Source organism: Kumtagia sp. (assembly GCF_059502445.1).
In genome coordinates this window covers 20,633-42,369 of the sequence record NZ_JCACER010000107.1, presented here as the reverse complement: position 1 = coordinate 42,369, position 21,737 = coordinate 20,633, and the positions used below count along the sequence as shown (strand labels likewise).

The following is a 21,737-nucleotide window of genomic DNA, read 5'->3' as shown; positions in this document are numbered from 1 at the left end:
AGCGCTACTGGGCGAGATAGCCGCCATCGACGACGAGCTCGCAGCCGGTGACGAACGACGCCTCGTCGCTCGCCAGGAACAGGCAGCAATTCGCCACCTCGGCAGGCGTGCCCATGCGACCCATCGGCGTCTGGCCGATGATGCCGGCGTTCATCTCGTCGGATTGCGCCTCGACCAGCGGCGTGCGGATCAGGCCGGGATGCACCGAGTTGACGCGGATGTTCTCCGGCGCGTGGGTCACGGCGGCATTCTTGGTCATGTTGCGAACGCCGCCCTTGGCGGCATTGTAGGCGGCAGCCCCCGGCACACCCACATTGCCCCAGATCGACGAGAAGTTGACGATCGAGCCCTTGCCGGCCTTGCGCATGGCCGGGATCGCCGCCTTCATGCCGAGGAAGGAGCCGGTGAGGTTCACGCCGACCACCTGGTTCCAGTCGTCCAGCGGCGTTTCCAGGATCGGGCCGTAGGCCTTGACGATGCCGGCATTGTTGACGAGCACGTCGAGCCTGCCATGCTCGGCGACAATCCTGTCGACGGCCGCGACCCAGTCGCTTTCCTTCGACACGTCGAGCATCAGAGGCACGATGTTCTCGCCGGCGGCGACCGGCTTCACGTCGCCGGCGTAGACGACAGCGCCTTCCCCGGCGAAGCGCTCCGCCACCGCGCGGCCGATGCCCTGCGCGGCGCCGCTGACGAGCACGATCTTTCCGTCGAGCCTTCCCATTCCTTCCTCCCAAAGCGCCGGCTCGGCCGGTCCGTATCGCTTGCAGTCGGCTGCCCGCCGGATTGCCTCCAACGGGCGCGCTCCTCCCACGAGCTTTGCCGTGAACTCTAGCAGCGGCGATCCTTGCGGCTCCGCCGAATATGCTCAGATTGAGAAACGCGGGACACGGCAATCATTTGACGAAAGGCGGACCGCTCGCCACTCCAGATCGAGCGCTGTCGGACGCCGGGAAAGCGATCGCCTCGCCGAGATCCTGCGGCGACTGCTGGGCACGTCAAGCCTTCCGGCTGATCATGGTCATCAGGCGGATGTGCGGATCGACCGCGAACAGGTCCGGCGCGCGGCGCGCGAATTCCTTGAGATAGGGCATCTCCATGTGCCTGTCCCACTCGGCGCGGCCGGCCCAGTTTTCGTAGAAGGTGAACTCGGCCGGGTTGGAGTCGTCCTGATGCAGGTCGTAGTCGACGCATCCGGCTTCGGCGCGCGTATCGGCGACGAGCGAGAGCAGGAATTGCCTGACCTCGTCGATCTTGTCGGGCTTGGCGACAAGATGCGCGACGACGGTGAGTTGCTTCGACATCAGAGGTCTCCTCCTTCTCCGATTGTTCCCGTGGGCAGTCTCGCCGGGACGGATACCCGCACGAGCTCGCCTTCAGGTCCCGCCGCTCGTCAGCGTGATCTTGATCGCCTTGGTGGCATCCTTGCCCAGTTCAAACGCTTCGACCGCGTCCTCCAGGGCGAAGGTATGCGTCTGGATCGGCGACAGGTCGATGCCGGTGCGCTCCAGGAAACGGATCGCCGCCGGCCACACGCCGGGCGAACCGATACACCCCTTCACGGTCAGGTTCCTGATCTGGATCTTGCCGAGTTCGACGGGGATCTTGCGGCCGATATTGATGCCCACCATCGAGACGCGGCCTTCCTCGCGCGCGTATTCGAAAACGTTGGCGAGCGAAGCGTCGTGACCGGCGGCCTCGACGACGAGATCCGCGCCCTTGCCCGCGGTCAGCTCCATGATACGGCCGATCGGATCCTGCGTCGCGTCGACCACCTCGGCAGCGCCGAGTTTTAGTGCCACGTCGCGACGCGACTTCAGCGGATCGACCACGATGACGCGCGCGCCCATGCCGATGGCGGCCGCGGCCGAGACGAGGCCGATCGTGCCGCCGCCGGAGACCACCACCGTCTCGCTGGCATTGGTGCCGCCGGAACGAAGCACCGCGTAGAAGCCGCAGGTGAACGGCTCGATCAGCGACGCGCGCTTGTCGTCGATGCCATCGGGAAGCTTGTGCAGCCATTCCGGATTGACGTTGAAATATTCCCGGTCGGCGCCGTCCATGGAGAAGCCGAAATGGTGCAGCCGCTCCGGCGTACGCACCACGCATTCGCCGACGACGCGGTCGCCGACCTTGTAGTCCCTGACCTTCTTGCCGACCTCGACGATCTCGCCCGCCCATTCGTGGCCGGGGGTCACCGGATAGGAGATGGGAATGATGTAGCGGCCGGCAAGCAGCTCATAATCGGAATGGCAGATGCCGACCGCTCGCGTCTTCACCAGCACTTCGCTGGCGCCGATCTCCGGCATCGGCTTGTCGATGATGATCGGCTTGTCGGGGGTCTCAAAGAGGAGCGCTCGCATCCCTGGTGTCTCCGTTCTTCTGTCTAGCTTCACATTTCCTACGACTGGGGCGGGCGGACGGTGGAACGAGCCGCCACATCGGGCCCGGATCGCCTTGCGCCCCTACCCGACCGTCACAACCTGTCCGTTCGCCGCCGACTTGATGATAGCCTCCAGCAACGCGATGTTGTTGATCATGTCCTCGCCGGAGATGGCATAGGGTTCGGCGCCGCGGACCGCTTGCGCGAAGGCAACGAGGTTGTCGCGCACCGGCTCGGCCGGGCCGACTTCCCTGACCTCGATCGGCATGCCGGTCCAGGCGCTGGTCACCACCCATCCGTCGGGTGCCTCGACATGCGCCTTGTCCCGCACCTCGATCCAGCCTTTCGTCCCGAAAACGGCGAAGCGCGATACGAAGGGCGTCACCAATGTCGCCGAGACATAGGCGGTGCCGCCGCCGTGGAAGCGGATGTGAGCCGACAGCGTATCACCCTGCGGGAAGTCGGAGGCAAGATTCTCGCAGGCGACGCGGACGTCGCGGGGGGCGCCAAGGAGCTTCACCGCAAGGTCCGTCAAGTGGATGCCGGTGGCAGTCATGCCGGCGGCCGGCGCCTGCGCGGCATTCAGCCGCCAGTTGGACTTGTCGAGGGTGAGGAACTTGTCGTGGCTGAAATTGGCCTCGACCTGCAGGATGCGGCCGAGCTTGCCGCTTGCCGCCGCCCGCAGCATTTCGGCGACCGGCGGCTCGAAACGGCGTTCGTGTCCCATGCCGAGCATCAGACCGGCCTCGCGGCACGATGCCACGGCCTTCTCGGCTCCCGCCTTCGTCATCGCCAGCGGCTTCTCGCAGAAGACATGCTTGCCGGCAGCGACCGCCTTCTCGATCTGCTCTTCATGCAACGAATGCGGCGTCGCCAGGATCACCGCCTCGACGTCGGGGCGGGCGAGCGCCTGCTCGTAGCTCGTCGTCAGGGCGAGGCCATGCTCCTCGCAGAACGCCCTCGCTGCCGGATCGGGCTCGACGGCCACGACGACGTCGAGGTGCGCACCTGCCGCCTCGAGGACGGCGACCATCTTGCGGCCCCACCAGCCAAGGCCGACCATCGCTACCCTTACGGGCTTCGTTGCTTCGTTCACGCTGTGCTCCATCGGTCGGGCCGGTATCGATCGGCCGGCCCGCGTGCCATCAAGACCCGTACGGGCCGAGTGTCAGGCGGCCGAATAGCCGTGATCGGTCATCACCAGCTGACCGGTGATGCCGCTCGCCGCATCGGAGACGAGGAAGCCGATGGTCGCGGCGATCTCGGAGGGCTGCAGCAAGCGCTTGGTCGGAATGTCGTCGAGCCAGACCTTCATGACCTCGGGCTGCGCCATGCCGACCTTCTTCAGCATCTCGGTTTCGGTGTAGCCCGGGCCGACCGCGTTGACGCGGACGTTGAAGGGAGCCCATTCGACGCCGACGACGCGGCACAGATGCGCCACCGCCGCCTTCGAGACGTCATAACCGGAGTGCAGCTCTGGACGGACCGCCTTGACGCCGGCGATCGAGGAGATGGCCACGATCGCGCCGCGCTGGCGCTCCACCATGCGCTTGCCGAAAGAGCGGACGCAGTAGAAGACGCCGTTCAGGTTGATCTTCATCACGCGATCCCAATCCTCGTCGGAATGGTCCTTGGTCGTGCTCTCATAGGCGATGCCGGCATTGGCCACGAGGATGTCGATCGCGCCGAACTCTTCGTTCAAGCGGGCAGCCGCGTTCTCGACGGCCTTGGAGTCCGTGACATCGAACTTGATGCCCCTGGCCTTCAGGCCCTTGTCGGCCCACTCCCTGGCGGCATCCGTCACCCGGTCGACGGCGTCGGCCAGCACCACGGTCGCGCCCAGAGCGCCAAGCCTTTCGGTGATCGCGGAGCCTATGCCGCCGGCCGCGCCGGTCACGACGGCCGTCTTTCCGGCCAGCGAGTAGTTGGCGAAAGCCTCGGTTGCCATTTTCATTTCCTCCACTTGTTCGATTTTTTGCCGCTGCCGGCAGGGCCGCGCCGGGATCAGACCGTGACCAGGATTTTCAGATGCCTGCCGGCCTTGTCGAGCAGGGCCTCAAAACCCTTCTCGACCACGTCGTCGGCGGCGATGTTGGCCGTCACCACCTTCTCCAGGGGCAGGATCCCGGCCTCGATCATGCGGATGATGCGCGGCCAGATCTGCACGGGGTAACACCAGGTGGCTTCGACGGTGATGTCCTTCTGGGCCCACAGCATGGCATCGATCGAAGCGGGCTTCATGTGCAACCCGGTCTGCACCACCTTGCCCTGGCGGCGCACCACCTTGACGCAGGCGTTCAGGCTCGCCTCCAGGCCGACGCATTCCAGCGCGACGTCGACGCCCACGCCTTCCTCCGTGTTGTCGCGGATGACCGTCTCGACATCGTCTTTCGTCGGGTCGATCGCGATGATGCCAGGAACGAGTTCCTTCGCCTTCCGCAGGCGGTTCGGGTTGGGCTCGCTGACGAAGATCACGGCAGCACCCGCGGCCTTGGCGGCCAGCAGCGTCAGCGCGCCGATTGGCCCCGCGCCGGAAACGAGCACCGTCGATCCCGACGTCACGCCGCCTCGGTCCGTGCCGTAGATCGCCACCGCCGCCGGCTCGATCATCGCCGCCTGCACGTCGGAGACGCCGTCCGGCACCTTCACCACATTGTAGTCGTTGACGACCGCCAGCTCGCCCATGCCGCCCCACTGCCACGACAGGCCGATGCAGGCCATCTCGGGGCTCAGATGATAGAGGCCGCGGCGTCCGAAATAATCGTCGCGCGGCGAGACCAGGGGCTGGATCGACACGCGGTCGCCCGCCTTGACGTTCGTCACGGCCGAGCCGGAGTCCTGGACCACGGCGCTGAACTCGTGGCCGAGAATCTGCGGATTGGTCGCGCCGGTATAGACGTGCGGGCTAGCCGGCGTGACGATGGGACCGGCGATGTATTCATGCAGGTCCGTGCCGCAGATGCCCGTGGTCAGCGGCTTGATCAGCACATCGTTGGCCCCTAGGCGGGCGGCCGGCGGCGCCACGTCCTCGACCCGGATGTCCCTGGCACCGTGGAAACGAACTGCCTTCATGTTACTTCCCTTCCGGACCGGTGATCGTCACTGAACGGTATAGCCGCCGTCCACGACCAGGCTGGCACCGGTCACGAAGCGTGCCTCCTCGGAAGCGAGGAAGAGCACGCAATTGGCGACGTCCACCGGCTCGCCCAGCCGCAGCGGGTGCTTCTCCTTCATCATGTCGAGATAGGCCTGTTTGCCTCGCGGATAGGTCTCCGCGGCCTTCAGGAACAGCTCGGTCATGGTCGAACCGGGATGCACGGCATTCACGCGGATGCCATGAGGCGCGTAGCAGATCGCGTCGGTCCTGGTCATCGCCAGCACCGCGCCCTTGCTGGCATGGTAGGGCGGGATGTCGTCATTGCCGATCAGGGCATAGATCGACGAGAAGTTGACGATCGATCCGGACTTCTTCTCCATCATCGGCCGCACGGCGTATTTGGTGCAGAGGAACGAGCCCTTGACGTTGATCGCGAAGACGCGGTCCCACTCCTCGGCGCTGCATTCGTGCGCGAACTTGTTGGCGCCGGGAATGGCCGCGTTGTTGACCAGGATGTCCAGCCCGCCCCATTTGCCGATCACCTTGCCGATCGCGGCTTCGACCTCGGCTTCGCTGGCGATGTCGACCTTGAGAAAGATCACGGCGTCGCCAAGTTCCTTCGCCAGCTTCTCGCCGTCCTCGACCAGCAGGTCCAAGATCGCGACCCTGGCGCCTTCCTCGACAAAGCGGCGCACCGTCGCCCCGCCGATGCCGCGCGAGCCGCCGGTGACGATCGCGACCTTGTCCTGAAGCCTGCCCATGGTTCCTGCTCCTGTGTTGTGCCGATCAGCATGCTGCGCGCCTCGGCGGCCGCTGGTCGACTGCCAAGTATCGGCCGGGCGCTATCGGCTGCGCCGGACATAGAACGCAGCCGCGGCCACGATCACGATGCCCTTGATGATGATCTGGAACTGCACCGGCAGGCCGAACAGCAGCACGGCGTTGAACACGACGATCAGCACCGCGGCGCCGAACAGGCCGCCGATGATGCCGCCGCGTCCGCCTGCGAGCGAGATGCCGCCCATGACCGCGGCGACGATCGAATCGAGCTCGAAGCCTCGCCCGACCCAGTTGTCGACGATGCCGACATATCCCGACAGCACCAGGCCGGCGATCGCCGCCAGTCCGCCCGAGATCATGTAGCCGACGATCGTCACCCGGTCGGCATTGATGCCGAGCAGGCGGGCGGTCGTCGGGTTGCCGCCGGTGATGTAGACCTCGCGGCCGAAGCGGGACTTGGCGAGCAGCACCCAGAACACCGCCGCCAGCACGACGAGCAGCATGATGTTGTAGGGAATGCCGTTCCAGGTCGCCGATCCGAGGGTGCGGAACAGCGGCGGCACGTTGCCGGACGGCGCGCCCTGCGTATAAGCGAAACGAATGCCCTGCAGCACGATCATCGTCGCCAGGGTCGCCAGGAACGGCGACACGCTGCGCTTGGTGACCAGCAGGCCGTTGGCGACACCGGTGGCCACGCCGATGCCGATCGCGATCAGCAGGATCGGCAGCACGTCCGCGTTCTGGCCCGAGAAGCTGGTCGCGATCACCGCCGACGTCGCCATGACCGACGACACGGACAGATCGAGGCCGCGCAGGATGATGACGAAAGCCTGGCCGATGACCACGATGCCGAGCGGCGCCGCCTGCAGCAGCATGTTGGAGATGTTGTTGGCGGAAAGGAAGGCCGGCGAAATGATCCCGGCCACGGCGATCATCAGGACGAGAAAGATCGGCAAGGCGTAGGGCGCCAGCCGCGAAGCCGGCGAACGCGCCGGCCCGGCGAATTCGGCGGGCTTGCCATGGGCGACGTCGACCATCAGACCCTCCTCCGCTTCTCGACGTAGATCGACACGGCCACGATCACGATCAGCCCCTGGGCGATCAGCTGGTAATGGGTCGACACGTCCATGAAGTTGAGCACGTTGTTCAGCAGCGAGATCAGATAGACGCCGAGCAATGTCCCGAGGACTCCGCCCTTGCCTCCCGTCAGCAAGGTGCCGCCGACCACCACGGGGGTGATCGAGGCAAGCGTATAGTTCAGCCCGGTATAGGGCTGGCCGACGCCGAAGCGCGCCGTCAGGTAGATCGCGGTCAGGGCGCAGCAGAAGCCGCAGAAGCCATAGACGGCAAGGATCACCTTGGCGCGCGGCAGGCCCATCAGGCGCGCGCCGGCATCGTCGTCGCCGACCGCGTAGATGTAGCGCCCGAGGCGGACGTAGGTGAGGAATGCGCCGACCAGCGCGAACAGGACGATCACGACGACGGCCCCGATGGGTATGCCCAGCACCTTGCCATAGGCGAGATAGGTGAAGCCGCGGGGCACCTTGCCCGCCGGGCCCAGCGAATAGAGCAGGACGAGGCCCTGCAGCACCGCGCCCGTGCCCAGGGTGACGATCAGCGGATGCACCTTCAGCCAGATGATCAGCAGGCCGTTGATCAGGCCGATCGCCAGCCCCAGCAGCAGGATGCCGGCGATGACCGGCGCCACCATGGAGGCGTCGCCGCCGATCATGCCGGAGGTCAGCGTCGACAACAGGCTGATCATCGAGCCGACCGACAGGTCGATGCCGCCGGTCAGGATCGTCAGCGTCTGCCCGAGGCTGACCAGCGCCAGGCCGGTCGACTGCTCCAGGATGTTCATGACGTTGTTGGTCGTGCGGAAGCGGTCCGAAACGAAGCCGCCGAAGACCAGCAGCAGGACGAGCAGGGCAATGACGACGACGATGCCCTGGTTCTTCTTCAGGCTGCGCGAAAAGCCGGCGGAGCCGATGGAAACGGTCGCGCTCATGCGGCGGCCTCCCTGACCGGATGCTGCGTGGCAAGGCTCATGATCGCCTCTTCGGTGATGGCGGGGCCCGACAGTTCGCCGCTGATGGCACCCTCGCGCATGACGACCACCTTGTCGGCCATTCCGACCACTTCCGGCAACTCGGAGCTGATCATCAGGATGGCGATGCCGCTGTCGGCGAGCCCGCGCATGATCCGGTAGATCTCGGTCTTGGCGCCGACGTCCACGCCCCGCGTCGGCTCATCGAGGATGAGCACCTTGCGGCTGGTGCGCGCCCAGCGGGCCACGATCACCTTCTGCTGGTTGCCGCCGGACATGAGGGCCACGGGCGTGCCCGGCCCGCGGCAGGCGATGCGGTAATTGTCGATCTCCTGGCGGGCAATCGCATGCTCGCGGGAGCGGTCCAGCAGGCCGCCGCTCGTCACCTCCGACAGGTTCGCCGCCGAGATGTTGGCGGCGACGTCGAGCTGCATCGCCAGCCCCTGCCCCTTGCGGTCCTCGGTGACGAAACCGAGGCCCTTCCTGATGGCGGCGGCCGGGGTGAGACCGGCGAGCTGTTCGCCGTCGATGGTGACCGAACCGGACGAGATCGGCAGTCCGCCGAAGATGCCCATCGCGAGTTCTGTGCGCCCTGAACCGACCATGCCCGCGAGCGCCGTTATCTCGCCTGCCCTTAGTTCGATTCCGGCATTGCGCACGCGCCCCTCGACGCTGACGTTCTCCGCCTTCAACACCACCTTGCCGGGAGCGCCCGACTGACGCTTGGCGGGGAAGACGTCGCGCAGGTCGCGGCCGACCATGTGGGAGATCAGGCGGTGGCGATCGACCTTGCCGATGTCGGTGGTGACGACATGCTGGCCGTCCTTGAACACGGTCACGCGGTCGGCGATCTGGAAGATCTCCTCGAGCCGGTGCGACACGTAGACGATGGCGACGCCCTCGGCCTTGAGCGCGGCCAGGCGCGCGAACAGAAGCTCGGCCTCACGGCCGGAAATGACGGCGGTCGGCTCGTCCAGGATGAGGAGCTTGACCTTGTGGACCAGCGCCTTGGATATCTCGACCATCTGCTGGTCGGCCACGGTGAGCTCCGACACCAGCTTGTCCGGATCGATGTCGACGCCGAGCTTGTGGAGCAGGTCCGCCGCGTCCTTGCGCGTCCTGGCATGGTCGATCATGCCGAAGGCGCCACGGCGCTCGTGGCCGAGAAAAATGTTCTCGGCGACCGTCAGATGCGGGAACAGCACGAATTCCTGATAGATGACATGGATACCGGCGGCCTTGGCATCGGCGGGGCGCACCCAGTGGACCGGCCTGCCGTCGAACTCGATCTGGCCGGAGTCGGGCTTGTAGGCGCCGGCGATGATCTTGATCGTAGTCGACTTGCCGGCGCCGTTTTCACCGACGAGGGCATGGATTTCGCCCGCACGAACATCGAAATCGATCGACGACAGCGCCTGGACGCCGGTAAAGCCCTTGGAAATGCCGGTCAGCTTCAGCATCGTAGAACTCCTGTAATAGCGGGGTGCCCGGAGCTGGCCCGGACACCACGGTTGCAAGAGCCGCCGGGTCTATTGCGGATAGTCGACCTTGTAGGTCTTCGGGTCGTAGTCCTGGCCCATGCCGCCCGTGATCAGCATGTCCGCCGGGCCGTCCGGAACCACCATGTCGGTGAGGCGCAGCGGCGTCTGGATCGACTGGGTCTCGTCGCCCTCGGACACGGCGATCTGCGAGTTGATCGTATAGATGCAGGGCACCGGGGCGCCGGCGAGAACCTGCAGCGCCACGTCGATCGAGATGCCGCCCATGGCCGGCGGATAGCCGACCTCGAGCATCGGCACCTTGTGCTTGATCGCCATCTGCAGCGGGCCGTTCACGTCCGCCGTGGTGTGCGGCGGAATCTCGCCGTCCTTGTAGCCTGCTTCGATGAAGGCCTCGATCGAACCGGGGGTCTGAAGGCCGTGCGCCGACCAGACCGCGTTGATGTCCTTGCCGTATTTGGCGATCATCGCCTGCATGACCTGCTTGCCCTTCACCGGCGACCAGTCGGAATAGACGGTCTCCAGAACCTTGATGCCGGGATACTGCGCGAACACCTCGCGTGCCGGCTTCTCGCGGTTTTCCGACGGGCTGGAGCCCGCCTGGCCGGCCAGCATGATGACGTTGCCCTTGCCGTTGAGCTTCTCGGCGATCCACTGCGCGAACAGGCGGCCCATCATGGCGTCCGAAGCGGTGACGAAGGTGACGAAGTCGTCGGAAGCGACACGGCGGTCCATCATCACGACCGGGATGCCCTGGACCATCGCCTGCTGCACCGCCGGATCCAGCGCCTGCTGCGTGTTGGCGCTGACGATCAAGAGGTCCACACCGCGCGAGATCAGGTCCTGCATGTCCGCGACCTGCTTGGCATCGTCATGGCCGGCATCGGTGATGATCAGCTTGCCGATCTGGTCCTTGTGCCCGGCCGCCGCCTTCTGGAGCGAGTGCAGCATGACGACACGCCAGGAGTCGCCAAGTCCGGCATTGGAGAAGCCGATCGTGTACGGCCCGTCCTTCTTGTATTCGGAAGTATCCTTGAAGCATACTTCCGTATCTGGGTTGTAGAGATAGGTGCGCGGAGCACCGCTGTAGAACTTGCTGTCCTGCGCGAACGCAGGGGCCGCGAGCGCCGCAAGTCCTGCCGCGCCGGCCAGCATCATGGCAAAGCGGCGGGTAATATTGGTCATGTCAGCTCCTCCGTCTGTGGCTGCGGCACAGCCTTCCCCATCGCGTCCGGCGCATTGCCCGGCGCGTCGATACTGCTCAGTCCGGTCCATTCGACTGGCTGCGCCCTCCCTGGCGCTAAGTCGAAGAGTTACAGGACTAGCCTTGCGTTCCAACCGGAGAATTTATCATTTTGAGACTCCCGTCAGCACGGGGACGTGGCCCGCATCGACGCACGCGGCGCGACGCAGGCCCCAGGCAGCGTCAAGGAATAAGCCTTTCCTGGCGCAACTGGGCGAACAGGTCGGTGAACGATTTCTCGGTCGACTGGAAGACGAGGAAACCGGCCTCGCGGCTCTTCGTCATGTCGGTCATGATCTCGATCGGCCGCCCGAGATCCAGGTCGGTGTGCCAGGCCGAGGCCAGGCGATCGAGATCGGCTTCCTTCAAGCCGTATTTGGCGACCATGCCCGCCCAGACGGCCGGCGCATCGGCCATTTCGGCCTCCAAGGGGTGGATCGTGCCATCCCAGCCGACCGACTCCACCCCGAACCAGTCCGCAATGCGCGGCCAAAGCCAGTTCCAGCGGAAGTAGTCGCCATTGACCACGTTGAAGGCCTCGTTGCGCGCGCCCGGCGCGGTCGCCGCCCAGACGAGATGCCTGGCGAGCACGCGCGCGTCGGTCACGTCGCAAATGCCGTTCCATTGCCCTTCGGAACCGGGCCAGCGGAACTTGCGTCCGGTTTCCTTGCAGATCGACGCGTAGACGGCCAGCGTCGAGCCCATGTTCATGGCATTGCCGATCGCCTTGCCGATCACGGTGTGCGGGCGCTGGACGGTCCAGGTGAAGCCGTCGCGCCGCGCCGCGGCATATACCTCGTCTTCCTGGGCGTAGTAGAAATTGGGCAGGTCGAGGCGCGGCTGCTCCTCGCGCAACGGCGTCTGCGGCCGGAAGCCGCCGGTGACATAGGCATCGAACGGCCCGAGATAGTGCTTGAGCCCGGTCACCAGATCGACATGCTCGATGCATTTCTTCGGCGACAGCGCGTCGAGCACGTTGCGGACCATGGCGCTGTTGACCTCGATGTTCTCCGCCTCAGTCGGCCGGCGCGTCCATGTGGCGAAGAAGACATGCGTCGGCGCGACATCCTTCAATGCTGCGTCGACGGATCTTGCGTCGAGCAGATCGGCCGCGACAGGCCGGACGCCGGTTATGGCCGTGTCGTTAGAGGGATTGCGCGAAAGTCCGTAGACCGTCCAGCCATTATCCAGCAGCTCACGCGCGGCGTTGCCGCCGATCATGCCGCTGATGCCGACCACCAACGCCGTCTTCTGCATGTTTCCCTCCCATGTCGTTCATTCTGGCGGCGGCGCACTCCGTAAGGGGAGCATAGCCCACGGCATCGCCGACGGATGGGGCAGCCGCAGTCAGCCCATGATCCTCATGTCTCAGGATGAGAAGACTTTGCCCTCGAGTCACGTCCGGGAATATTCGTTTTGATAATCCTGGATGTTGCACGACACGGGCCACATCCGAAAGATGCCGATCAAACATACGGCGGGGCCGACTGCCTTTCGCCGGCCCGACGAGCCTATCCTGGGGAGGACATCGATGGCCGAGTCGATCGAGCTGCTGGCCGCCTACTGGACGATCGCCGGCGATCGCTATCCGATGGGACCGACCGAAGTCAGCCCGTTCCCGTTGCGCGAGCGTGCGGAAGCGGCCGCCGAAGCGGGCTATACAGGCCTCGGCCTCGTCTACCAGGACATCCAGGCGAACGCGGCCAAGATGGGCCTCGAAGGCATGCGCCGGCTCTTCGACGATACCGGCATCAAGCATGTCGAGGTCGAGTTCCTCGGCGACTGGTTCGAGCTCGGCGAGGCCAAGACGCAATCCGACCGCGTCCGCAAGGAGCTGATCGAAGCCGCCGCGGTGCTCGGCGCCCGCGACCTAAAGATCGCCCCGAAGATGTGGGCCGAGGAGATCGATGTCGCGCACTACGCCAAGGCGCTGGCCGAAGTTGCCGACGCGGCTGCGGCGATCGGCATCGACGTTGCCATCGAGGTCCTGCCCTTCACCAACATCCGTGACCTGAAAACCGCGCGCGCCGTCGTCTCCCAGTCGGGGCGCGCCAACGCAGGACTGTGCATCGACATCTGGCACATGGAGCGCGGCAACATTTCCTTGAGCGAAGTGGCCGACCTGCCCGCCTCCTATGTCAAGTCGGTCGAACTCAACGACGCCCGCGCCGAAATCGTCGGGTCGCTGTGGGACGACACGATCGGCGAGCGCGTCTATCCGGGCGAAGGCTGCTTCGACGTGCCCGGCTTCATCCGTGCCATCCGCCGGACCGGCTGGAACGGTTTCTGGTCCGTGGAGGTGCTCAGCCGCACCTACCGTGTGGGCTCTCTCAAGGATCAGGCGAAGCGGTCCTACGACACGACCATGGCGATGTTCGACAAGGCCGGCTGGCGGGAGCTTGAACGGGAGGAAAGCCGATGAAGACCAATCTCGAAGGAAAGATCGTCGCCATTACCGGAGGCGCAACGGGAATAGGCCGCGCGACAGCCGTCGCTTTCGCAAGAGAAGGCGCCAAGGTCGCGCTTATCGACATCGACAAGGCGGGTTGCGACGAGACGGTTGCGCTGATCGAGGCGGCCGGGAGCAAGGCGTCGGTCGGGCTGGGAGACCTGTCGACCGGCGACGGCGTGGCGACGGCGACGAAGGCAGCCCTCGACAGGTTCGGCGGCGTGCTCGACGTGCTGATCAACAATGTCGGCTCCGGCGCGGTGCGCAGCTTCGACCAACTGTCCGACGAGGAATGGGAAAAGACCTTCCAGCTCAACTTCATGAGCTATGTGCGCACGTGCCGCCTGGCGCTGCCAATCATGCGCGAGCGCGGCGGCGTGATCGTCAACAACGCATCCGACCTCGCCCGCCAGCCCGAGCCGGTGCCGGTCGACTACGGCGCGTCCAAGTCGGCGGTTCTGGCACTCACCAAGAGCCTCGCGCGCGCCGAAGCGCCGAAGATCCGCGTCAATGCCGTGGCCCCCGGCCCGGTCTGGACGCCGTTCTGGTCGAAGCCGGGCGGCTTCGCCGAAACCATGGGCAAATTCCACAACATGCCTCCCAAGCAAGCCGTGGAGCACGAGATGAGCCTGCGGCAATTGCCGCTGGGCCGTCTCGGCGAACCCGAGGAAGTGGCCAACGTCATCCTCTTCCTCGCATCCGACCTCGCCTCGTTCGTCACGTCATCCGTATGGGGCGTCGACGGCGGCTCGGTCCGCAGCATCATCTGAGTCTATTCCGGCCGTCTTGCGCCCGCCGTTCCCGTCCATGCGGGGACGGCTTTCTTTCTCCCGCGGCGTCCGCGCCTTCGGGCCCGTTCCTCTCAAAATGAGCATCTTGCGCGTTGCGCAGCCGGGAGGCGCGGCGAACTATTCCCCTTGCCGGCCACCCTCGTCTGGCACGGCTAAGGGAGGAAATCATGAGGAATTTTACGGGACACGCATCCCGCTCGGCCTTCATTGCTGCCGCAGCCTCGGCCATCGCCCTGGGCGTCGCAGCCGGATCGGCCGCCGCCCAGGACAAGCCGAAGCTCGGCTATTCCGCGCCGTTCCTGACCGATCCGTTCCAGGCGATCATGGCCAACCAGACGCTGAAGGCCGTCCAGGAAGCCGGCATGGAGACGCTGCCGGCGACCAACGCCAATGGCGACGCCGCCAAGCAGTCGACCGACGTGCGCAATCTCATCTCGGCCGGCGCCAAGGCGCTGATCATCAACCCGACCGACAGCCAGGCGATCTCGCCGGTGCTGGATTTCGCGGCCGAGAAGGGCGTGCCTGCCGTGCTCATCGACATCGCGCCCGCCAAGGGCAAGGCGGCGATGATCGTGCGCGCCGACAACAAGGGCATCGGCGCCAAGGCCTGCGAGGCTGTGGGCGCCGCGCTCGGCGGCGAGGGCAAGGTTCTCTCGCTGATGGGCGACCAGGCGACGACCAACGGCCGCGACCGCACGACCGGCTTCAACGACTGCATCAAGGCGAAATTCCCGAAGATCGAACTGATCGAGCAGCCGACCAACTGGAAGGCCGACAAGGCCACGTCGGCCGCGCAGACCGTGGTGACCACCACGCCGGATCTCAAGGCGATCTACATGCAGAGCGATTCCGTGATGCTGGCCGGCGTGCTGAACGTGTTGAGGAGCGCCGGCAAGCTGACCAAGGTCAGCGAGGCCAACCACATCTTCCTCGCCTCGGTCGACGGCACGCCCTATGCGATGGAGCAGATCCGCCAGGGCTATCTCGACGTTGCCGTGGCGCAGCCGCTTGACCTCTACGCGAAATACGGCGCCTTCTACGCCAAGGCCGCTCTCGAGGGCAAAACCTTCCAGGCAGGTCCGACCGACCACGGCAGCGAGATCGTGCATGCCGGCGACAATTTGATGGATTATCTGCCGGCGACCGTCGTCACCAAGGAAAACGCGTCCGATCCGGCGCTCTGGGGCAACCAGGCGAAGGAATAAGGGCGTTGGCATACGGGACCGCCGCAGAGCGGTCCCGCATCCGGTATTCATCCGAATGTCCGTTCGGCCGGACCCCCATCAGGCGGATTTGACCGATGACGAACCCAGCAACGAACCTGGCGGCCGAGGCGCACGGCATCGTCAAGCGCTTCGGCCCGATCGAGGTCCTGCACGACGTCGGGATTTCGATCCCGGTTGGCGATGCCCGTGCCCTGGTCGGCCGCAACGGCGCCGGCAAGTCGACGCTCGTCGGACTTCTGACTGGACTCTACGCCGCCAATGCCGGAGAGATCCGGCTTGGCGGGCAGCCGGCGCCCGCGCTCGGCGACCGGCGGGCATGGCGCCAGCGGGTCGCCTGCGTCTACCAGCGCTGGATGGTCATTCCGCATCTGACCGTCGGCGAAAATCTCTTCCTCAACAACCAGCCGCGCAACGCCCTCGGCCTGGTCGCCTGGCGGCGCCTGCGCGAGCGCTCGATGGCGGCACTCAAGGACTGGGATCTCGACGTGCCGCCCGACATCGAGGCGTGGCGGCTGACGGTCGAGCAGCGCCAGATCGTCGAGATCGCACGCGCCCTGCTGCAGGGCAGCCGCTTCATCATCCTCGATGAGCCGACGGCCGAGCTGGAGCGCAAGGAGGTCAACCGCCTCTTCGACCGCATCCGCGCGCTCCAGGCGAACGGCGTCACCTTCCTCTACATCTCGCATCATCTGGAGGAGATCTACGAGATCTGCCGCACGGTGACGGTGATGCGCGACGGCCGCGTCGTCGCCGATGCGCAGCTTTCGCAATTCCCGAAGGACAGGCTGGTCGCGGCCATGGTCGGCGACGCGGCGATGGTCCAGCGCGAGAGCAAGTCCGTCCCGAAGACCGGCGGAGCGCCCGGTCTCCAGGTGTCGGGCCTTTGCCGCGGCGAGGATTTTCAGGACATCGAACTGAGCGTCGCGCCGGGCGAATGCGTCGGCCTTGCGGGGCTTGCCGGGTCCGGCAAGGACAAGGTTGCGGAAGCCATCGCAGGGCTGCTCGAACCCGACAACGGCACCGTTTCGATCCAGGGCAGAGCGACGCCGATGGGAGACGTGGTGGCGATGCGCGCCGCCGGCGTCGGCTATGTGGCGCGCGACCGCCACGAGCGCGGCCTGTTCCCGCTGCTTTCGGTGGCGGACAACCTGACCGCCACCGTCATGGACCGTTTCGGTCCGTACGGTTTCGTCTCGCCGGCGCGCCAGGCAGCAATGGCCGACGGGCAGATCGCCACGCTCGGCATCGTCGCCTCCTCGTGCGACCAGCAGATCGGCCAGCTTTCCGGCGGCAACCAGCAGAAGACGATGGTCGGACGGGCGCTGGCCTCCGATCCGAAGGTACTGGTTCTGGTCGCGCCGACCCAGGGCGTCGATATCGCCTCCAAGCAGGCCGTCTACGACATCATCGACAAGGCCAAGGCGCGCGGCATGGCGGTGCTGATCGTCTCGGACGATCTCGACGAGTTGACCGTCTGCGACCGGGTGGAAGTCATCTTCCGCGGCAGGCTGAGCCACAGCTTCCTGCCCGGCTGGAAGGACCACGACATGGTCGCGGCAATCGAAGGGCTTTACTGACATGGCGAGCACCGCATCCCGAAGCATTCCGGCCACCTCCGCCGGCTCGAACCTGTTCAGCAGGCTCAATCTGCGCGACCTGGTGCTGATCCCGGTGATCGCTCTGGTGATGGTCGTCGGCAGCTTCGTGTCATCGTCGTTCCTGCTGCCCGAAAACCTGCTCAACGTGCTGCAGCAATCGTCCGAGCTGTCCATCCTCGTCATCGCCCAGTCGCTGATCCTGATTTGCGGAAAGTTCGACCTCTCGCTGGAATCGACGGTGGGCCTCGCGCCGATGCTCGCCGCATGGCTGATGATCGTCGACACCTATGTCGGCGGCTCCGGCATCGGCATCAGCGGATATGCCGGCATCGCCGTGCTGTTCGCCGTCGGGCTCGTGGTAGGCACGGTCAACGGCCTGCTGGTGGTCAAGCTGAAGCTCAACGCCTTCATCACAACGCTCGCGGTGCTCATCCTGCTGCGCGGCATGACGCTCGGCATCACCAACGGGCAGACGCTGTTCGACCTGCCGTCGGAGTTCCTCTATCTCGGCACGGCCAAATGGTTCGGCGCCCCGGCGTCGATCTGGATCGCCGGCCTGCTCTTCCTCTTCTTCGGGCTGATGATGCGCTATCACCGCATCGGCCGCGCTATCTACGCCATCGGCGGCAATGCGGAAGCGGCGCGCGTCGCCGGCATCCCGGTCGAGCGCATCACCATCGGCGTCTTCATCGTCGGCAGCCTGCTGGCTGCGCTTGCCGGCCTGCTGCTCACCGGCCGCATCGCTTCCGTCATGGCGGGCCAGGGCCAGAACATGATCTTCTACGTCTTCGCCGCGGCCGTCATCGGCGGCATCGGCCTGAACGGCGGACAGGGGCGGATGATCGGGGCGCTGACCGGCGTGCTGCTGCTCGGCCTGCTGCAGAACGTGTTGACGCTTTCCGGCATAGCCGCCTTCTGGATCGACGCCTGCTACGGCGCGATCATCCTGCTCGCGCTGATCATCACGCGGCTGAGCGGCGAAGCCCCTCGCGCCTGACGCGGCCAGCGCGAGCAGGACCGCCGAGGTCTGATCGGAGGCACCCAATCCGCAGTGGGGAATCCTATCCTGCAAGCCGGTTCCGTCCGGCCGAAATACGAGCTACTTGCCGGCCCCCGCCAGGTCCGCCATCTCCTTGACCAGCACGAACATGTCGCGCTCGCCCCGGCCGTGCAGATAGGCGGCCTCGTATTGCTGGCGCACCTGCGCGGCAAGCGGCAGGGGGGCATGCAGGTCGCGTCCGACCGACAGCGCGATGTCCAGGTCCTTCATCATCTGCGTCACGGCGAAGGCGGGGTCGTATCTGCCTTCCAGGATCATGGCGCGCTTGTAGTCGAGCAGCGGGGTGGCGACCGCGCTTTTCGAATAGACCTCGACCGCGTCGGCGAGCGAGATGCCGCCTTTTGCAGTGAAAGCCAGCGCCTCGGCCATCAGCGCCGCCATGCCGGCAAGCGTGGAATTGACGGCGAGCTTCATGTAGCGCGCCTGCTCGCCCTCGCCGAGCCAGAAGCGGGTCCTGGTGAAGCTTTCGAAAAGCGGCGTCAGCCGATCGAACTCGGCGCGCGGACCCGAGACGATGCTGGTCAGTGCACCCGCCTCGGCGGTGGCCGTGGAACCCGAAACCGGCGCGCGCAGATAGGGCACAGCCTTGGCCCCGAGCAGATCGGCCACGGCGGCCGAGGCTTCCGGCGAAACGGTGCTGGTGTCGATATAGGTCTGCCCCTTGATGAGGTGCGTGGCCAAAGCGCCGTCAGCCGTAACGACCTCGTGGAGCGCCGCGTCGTCGGAAATCGAGGAAATGACGACGTCGCTGGCGGCGGCGAGCGCAGCCATGTCGCGCACCACCGGATAGCCCGCGGCGGCCGCCTTCTCCGCGCTGGCGTCGCTGCGCGCATAGGCGGTCAGCGAATTGCCCGCCGCGTGGATGTGCCGGGCGATGGGCAATCCCATCTTGCCGAGGCCGATCCAACCTATTCTCATGACGGTCTCCTTCGTGAACCCGTTGTCCGATCGCTCGAACAGGCGCCGGAGGCGGAACCAAATGATGATGTCGTCCGCCACTCTCCGCAATGGCTTGCTCAGGTCGTGTAAGGCGCGGCCCGAAACCGCAGGTAATCTCCCGACCCAACGGGCGCCGACTACCGCTCAGCCGGCGCTGCGCCGGGCGACGGCTTCCTGCAGGATCTTGGCCCGTTCGCGCGCCTTGAACGTCCGGGCGCCGACACGGTCCAGAAGCTCCACGATCTCGCGCAGCTCCGCGCTGGCTATGCCCTGCGTGATGAAGACGATGCGCGTGCGGTCGTCCTTGTCCGGCCAGCGGTCGAGCCAAGTCATGGTATGCAGCAGATGCTGGGCACCCTGGATGACCGCCGGCTTGCCGCTCTCCCCGGCGATGTTGACCAGTCCCTTCACCCTGAGCAGGCCGGCGCCGAGGTTCTGGCTGATACCGTCGAGCAGGAACTGCAGCTCGTCGCGCGACAGCGGCGCCTCCCGCGTCAGCACGAAGCTTTCCACCCCCTTGCCACGGAGATGGTAGTGCGCCTCGTGGTGATCGTGGTCGTGGCCGGCGTGGTCATGATGGTGATGGCCGTGGTCGTGATGATGATGATCATTAGGGTTTTCGTGTGCAGCGACCTTCAACCAGGGGCGCGGATCGGCCTTGCTGTCGCCGGCGTCGAAGCCCTTGTCGGTCAGCAAGGCGGCCACCGCTTTCGGCGACCAGTCGACGATCTCTATTTCCGCCGCCGGATTGAGATCGGCGATGTCGCGCCGCGCCAGCGCCTCCGCCTGCGGATCGCCGGCCAGGTCGAGCTTGGTGAGCAGCACGCGGTCGGCAAAGGCCACCTGGCGCACCGCCTCGTCGTGACGCTCGACCGTACCTCGCCAGTTGACGACGTCGACCAGCGTGATGACGGTGGCGACGCGATAGAGGCCGTCGAGCGTCGGCTCCGACAGGAACGCCTGCAGCACGGGCCCCGGCTCGGCAAGGCCCGAGGTCTCGATGACGACATTGTCGAAGGATGGAATCCGGCCGGCCGCGCGGTCGTGGTAGAGGCCGTTCAACGTCCCGACCAGGTCGCTGTGGACGGTGCAGCAGAGGCAGCCGTTCTCCAGCACCATGACCTGATCACTCGACGAGGTAACGAGCTGATGGTCAAGGCCGACCTCGCCGAATTCGTTGACCACGACGACCGTGTTGGCCATGCCCGGCGCCCTCAGCGCCGCATTGATGAGCGTGGTCTTGCCGCTGCCGAGAAAACCGGTGACGAGAGTCACCGGGATGCGACCAGCACTGCTCCGTCGCGTTTGGCTTGCCATGGGATCGGCTCACTCTGGTCCTGGCCCGTCTCAGAACACCTCGCAGCCGGGCAGGCCGCAGGAGATCAGTCGATCGGACGGGAAATTGGTGATGATCTCGCAACCATCCTTGGTCACGACGACCTCCTCCTCGATGCGGGCGGCGCCGGTTCCGTCCTCGGCACCCTTCCATGTCTCGAGCGCGAACACCATGCCCTCCTTGAGCGGGGTGTTCTGGCCGCGGAAACGCTTGGAGAAGATCGGGCGTTCCCACAGCGACAGTCCGACACCGTGGCCGTACTGCAGCAGGAAAGCCTCCGCCTCGTCGCGATAGCCGAAGTCCTGCGCGTCCGGCCATACGGCGGCAACCTCGTCCGGGGTGATGCCGGGACGGATCATGTCGATCGACGCGCTGATCCATTTGGAGGCGGTCTCGTAGGCGTCGATCTGCGCCTTGTTCGGCTCGCCGCAGATGAAGGTGCGGTAGTAGCAGGTGCGATAGCCGTTGTAGGAGTGCATGATGTCGAGGAAGATCATGTCTCCCGGCTGGATCATGCGGTCGGAGAAGGTGTGGGAATGCGGGCGGCCGCGCTGGCCCGACACGGAATTCACGCATTCGACCCGCTCCGAGCCCATGCGGAAGAGCCGGTCGTTGGCGATCGCCACGAGTTCGTTCTCCTTGGTGCCGGGGCGGATGGCGCGGGCGATGTCGACATAGGTGGCGTCGACCATGGCGGCCGCCATCTTGAGGAGTTCGATCTCGTCGGTCGTCTTGATCTCGCGGGCATCGAGCAGCGCCTGCTGGCCGTCGACCACCTCGATGCCTTCGGCCTCGAGCGCCCGGATCATCCCGAGTTCCATGATGTCGATGCCGAGCGGCTCCTTGTCGATGCCGTAATGCACCAGCGCCTTCTTGATCTGGCGGGCGAAATCGCGCGCGACGTTCATGTGCGGCGGGATGGCGCCCTGCATCGTCGTGAGCGGCGCCGCGACGTTGTCGGCGATCCAGGGCGAGGCGATGCGCTTGGCCGGCGGGGCCGGATCCCAGAGGAAGGGCGAGCCTTCGCCCGGACACAGCGCATACCGCATGAACTTGTCGCGCGCCCATTCGCCGATGTGGGTGGCCGTGACGTAGCGGATATTGTCGAAGTTGAAGCAGAGCACCGCGCCGAGACCGGCATGCTTGATGGCCCGCTGGGCACGGGCGAGGCGATCCTTGGAGAGCCGGCTGTAGTCGACGCCCTGCTCCCAGTCCTTCGCCATCTGGCCCCAGGAAGCCGTTGAATACGGGCTGTTGTATTTCATTTTCGTGCGGCTCCTCTGCCTAGT

At 65.8% G+C, this 21,737-nt stretch carries 20 protein-coding genes; 5 read left to right on the top strand and 15 right to left on the bottom strand.

The genetic code is table 11. The features are described 5' to 3' along the window. Positions 1 to 4 precede the first annotated feature (4 nt). The 12 genes from AC5JDC_RS27940 to AC5JDC_RS27885 form a co-directional block, all read right to left on the bottom strand. Positions 5 to 724: an SDR family NAD(P)-dependent oxidoreductase gene (locus tag AC5JDC_RS27940; RefSeq protein ID WP_495846613.1), complete on the bottom strand. Its 720-nt coding sequence runs from the start codon at positions 722 to 724 to the stop codon at positions 5 to 7. A gap of 274 nt (positions 725 to 998) precedes the next feature. Further along, positions 999 to 1,304, bottom strand: a complete 306-nt coding sequence (locus AC5JDC_RS27935) for a putative quinol monooxygenase (protein ID WP_495846611.1) — start codon at positions 1,302 to 1,304, stop codon at positions 999 to 1,001. A 72-nt stretch (positions 1,305 to 1,376) separates the two neighbouring features. Beyond that, positions 1,377 to 2,363, bottom strand: a complete 987-nt coding sequence (locus AC5JDC_RS27930) for a zinc-dependent alcohol dehydrogenase (RefSeq protein WP_495846609.1) — start codon at positions 2,361 to 2,363, stop codon at positions 1,377 to 1,379. A gap of 102 nt (positions 2,364 to 2,465) precedes the next feature. Beyond that, entirely contained in the window at positions 2,466 to 3,479 is a 1,014-nt protein-coding gene (locus tag AC5JDC_RS27925) for a Gfo/Idh/MocA family protein (protein WP_495846607.1), read from the bottom strand. 72 nt (positions 3,480 to 3,551) lie between these two features. Continuing rightward, the gene (locus AC5JDC_RS27920) at positions 3,552 to 4,331 is read right to left on the bottom strand and encodes an SDR family NAD(P)-dependent oxidoreductase (protein ID WP_165815962.1); all 780 of its coding nucleotides are present in this window, start codon (positions 4,329 to 4,331) and stop codon (positions 3,552 to 3,554) included. Positions 4,332 to 4,387: 56 nt separating this feature from the next. Continuing rightward, positions 4,388 to 5,455: a zinc-binding dehydrogenase gene (locus tag AC5JDC_RS27915; RefSeq protein WP_495846604.1), complete on the bottom strand. Its 1,068-nt coding sequence runs from the start codon at positions 5,453 to 5,455 to the stop codon at positions 4,388 to 4,390. Between the two features lie 27 nt (positions 5,456 to 5,482). Beyond that, a complete protein-coding gene (locus AC5JDC_RS27910; RefSeq protein ID WP_495846602.1) occupies positions 5,483 to 6,241 on the bottom strand; it encodes an SDR family NAD(P)-dependent oxidoreductase in 759 nt (252 codons plus the stop codon). Positions 6,242 to 6,322: 81 nt separating this feature from the next. After that, the gene (locus AC5JDC_RS27905) at positions 6,323 to 7,297 is read right to left on the bottom strand and encodes an ABC transporter permease (RefSeq protein ID WP_495846600.1); all 975 of its coding nucleotides are present in this window, start codon (positions 7,295 to 7,297) and stop codon (positions 6,323 to 6,325) included. Further along, positions 7,297 to 8,268, bottom strand: a complete 972-nt coding sequence (locus AC5JDC_RS27900; RefSeq protein WP_495846598.1) for an ABC transporter permease — start codon at positions 8,266 to 8,268, stop codon at positions 7,297 to 7,299. Before AC5JDC_RS27900 ends, AC5JDC_RS27905 begins: the two co-directional genes overlap by 1 nt. Continuing rightward, complete coding sequence (locus AC5JDC_RS27895) at positions 8,265 to 9,767, bottom strand: sugar ABC transporter ATP-binding protein (RefSeq protein ID WP_495846596.1); 1,503 nt, start codon at positions 9,765 to 9,767, stop codon at positions 8,265 to 8,267. The genes AC5JDC_RS27900 and AC5JDC_RS27895 overlap by 4 nt, the downstream gene beginning before the upstream one ends. A 69-nt stretch (positions 9,768 to 9,836) precedes the next feature. Beyond that, entirely contained in the window at positions 9,837 to 10,991 is a 1,155-nt protein-coding gene (locus AC5JDC_RS27890; RefSeq protein WP_495846594.1) for an ABC transporter substrate-binding protein, read from the bottom strand. Between the two features lie 241 nt (positions 10,992 to 11,232). Next, positions 11,233 to 12,306 carry an SDR family oxidoreductase gene (locus AC5JDC_RS27885; RefSeq protein ID WP_495846592.1) on the bottom strand — a complete coding sequence of 358 codons (1,074 nt, stop codon included), beginning with the start codon at positions 12,304 to 12,306 and terminating at the stop codon, positions 11,233 to 11,235. A 274-nt stretch (positions 12,307 to 12,580) separates the two neighbouring features. On the opposite strand from AC5JDC_RS27885, the gene AC5JDC_RS27880 reads away from it, so the two are divergent. The 5 genes from AC5JDC_RS27880 (at position 12,581) to AC5JDC_RS27860 (ending at position 18,110) form a co-directional block, all read left to right on the top strand. Next, positions 12,581 to 13,471, top strand: a complete 891-nt coding sequence (locus AC5JDC_RS27880) for a sugar phosphate isomerase/epimerase family protein (RefSeq protein ID WP_495846590.1) — start codon at positions 12,581 to 12,583, stop codon at positions 13,469 to 13,471. Beyond that, positions 13,468 to 14,268 carry an SDR family NAD(P)-dependent oxidoreductase gene (locus tag AC5JDC_RS27875; protein ID WP_495846588.1) on the top strand — a complete coding sequence of 267 codons (801 nt, stop codon included), beginning with the start codon at positions 13,468 to 13,470 and terminating at the stop codon, positions 14,266 to 14,268. The genes AC5JDC_RS27880 and AC5JDC_RS27875 overlap by 4 nt, the downstream gene beginning before the upstream one ends. Positions 14,269 to 14,456: 188 nt before the next feature. Then, the gene (locus tag AC5JDC_RS27870) at positions 14,457 to 15,494 is read left to right on the top strand and encodes a sugar ABC transporter substrate-binding protein (protein ID WP_495846586.1); all 1,038 of its coding nucleotides are present in this window, start codon (positions 14,457 to 14,459) and stop codon (positions 15,492 to 15,494) included. Between the two features lie 95 nt (positions 15,495 to 15,589). After that, on the top strand, positions 15,590 to 17,092 hold the full coding sequence (locus AC5JDC_RS27865; RefSeq protein ID WP_495846584.1) for a sugar ABC transporter ATP-binding protein: 1,503 nt from the start codon (positions 15,590 to 15,592) through the stop codon (positions 17,090 to 17,092). Position 17,093: 1 nt separating this feature from the next. Then, the gene (locus AC5JDC_RS27860) at positions 17,094 to 18,110 is read left to right on the top strand and encodes an ABC transporter permease (RefSeq protein ID WP_106770682.1); all 1,017 of its coding nucleotides are present in this window, start codon (positions 17,094 to 17,096) and stop codon (positions 18,108 to 18,110) included. Positions 18,111 to 18,212: 102 nt separating this feature from the next. On the opposite strand, the gene AC5JDC_RS27855 is transcribed toward AC5JDC_RS27860, so the two are convergent. The 3 genes from AC5JDC_RS27855 to AC5JDC_RS27845 form a co-directional block, all read right to left on the bottom strand. Next, complete coding sequence (locus tag AC5JDC_RS27855) at positions 18,213 to 19,091, bottom strand: NAD(P)-dependent oxidoreductase (RefSeq protein WP_495846582.1); 879 nt, start codon at positions 19,089 to 19,091, stop codon at positions 18,213 to 18,215. 165 nt (positions 19,092 to 19,256) lie between these two features. After that, positions 19,257 to 20,387, bottom strand: a complete 1,131-nt coding sequence (locus AC5JDC_RS27850; RefSeq protein ID WP_165815963.1) for a CobW family GTP-binding protein — start codon at positions 20,385 to 20,387, stop codon at positions 19,257 to 19,259. A gap of 72 nt (positions 20,388 to 20,459) precedes the next feature. After that, positions 20,460 to 21,713, bottom strand: a complete 1,254-nt coding sequence (locus AC5JDC_RS27845) for a M24 family metallopeptidase (RefSeq protein WP_106770685.1) — start codon at positions 21,711 to 21,713, stop codon at positions 20,460 to 20,462. Between the last annotated feature and the right edge of the window lie 24 nt (positions 21,714 to 21,737).